The 800-nt window shown below is 58.4% G+C and carries 2 protein-coding genes and 2 tRNA genes; 2 read left to right on the top strand and 2 right to left on the bottom strand.

The annotated features are described in order from the left end of the window. On the top strand, positions 1 to 312 hold a 312-nt coding region (locus MHZ35_RS17925), incomplete at its 5' end, for a hypothetical protein (protein ID WP_239436856.1). On the opposite strand, the gene MHZ35_RS17920 is transcribed toward MHZ35_RS17925, so the two are convergent. Beyond that, positions 278 to 353 (bottom strand) — tRNA-Ala (locus tag MHZ35_RS17920). The two genes, MHZ35_RS17925 and MHZ35_RS17920, sit on opposite strands and share 35 nt — an antisense overlap. A gap of 130 nt (positions 354 to 483) precedes the next feature. Further along, positions 484 to 560, bottom strand: a tRNA-Ile gene (locus MHZ35_RS17915). 39 nt (positions 561 to 599) lie between these two features. Between MHZ35_RS17915 and MHZ35_RS17910 the strand changes: the two genes are divergently transcribed. Next, positions 600 to 800 (top strand): hypothetical protein (locus MHZ35_RS17910; RefSeq protein WP_239436855.1); only part of this gene is annotated, 201 nt, incomplete at its 3' end.

Raw genomic sequence — 800 nt, 5'->3', positions numbered from 1 at the left:
CAACGACAACACTGGATCAGCCCGAAGGCCGACACGAAACTCGGCAGAGCAGTGTTACGTGGTATGCTCGGTGTGGATGTTAATCTCAGCCTTGTAAGTGACGGCACCAGCTCGATCCGCAACGAAGCCCGAAAGCCTCGACACGAACCAAACCGAAGCCACCACGGCATCGATTTGAAAAACCCATTCACAATGTCAAAGAAGGCGGGTCGTCTCGACCCTTACCGCTGTCTTGCGACAGCGGAACTATTGTCTTCATCAAGAAAAACGCAGTGCGTGGTGGAGCCTATCGGGATCGAACCGATGACCTGATGCTTGCAAAGCAACCGCTCTCCCAGCTGAGCTAAGGCCCCATGCGCAGTCGCACGACGAAATAGCCAAGGCTATTTCGCGCAGCGACAAGCACGATCGGCGTGGGAAAGCCTGCGCCAGAGGGCGCGGCTTTGCCGCGACCGGCGGCGTAGGCCAGCCGCAACGCCTGTGTGGTGGGCCGAGTAGGAGTTGAACCTACGACCTCACGCTTATCAGGCGTGCGCTCTAACCACCTGAGCTACCGGCCCGTGCCCGCTGCGCCGTCAGTCGCAGCAAAGCTGCGCCTTATGGCGCGCTTCGCCGCGCTGACCGGACCGGTTTGCGTGCAAAATAGCTCGCGCTATTTCGTCTCGCAAACTGCGTTCTTGATGAAGGGACATGAGGACGGCGGCAAATGTTCTTTGGAATGGAGGAAGCTCTTCCAGATGGCGTACCATCCGGCGCTTTCCGCCGATATCCTTAGAAAGGAGGTGATCCAGCCGCAGGTT

Source organism: Sphingomonas sp. ACRSK (assembly GCF_022346685.1).
GTDB lineage: Bacteria > Pseudomonadota > Alphaproteobacteria > Sphingomonadales > Sphingomonadaceae > Sphingomonas > Sphingomonas molluscorum.
The sequence above is the reverse complement of the archived record's forward strand: the minus strand, read 5'-3'. Positions and strand labels throughout refer to the sequence as shown.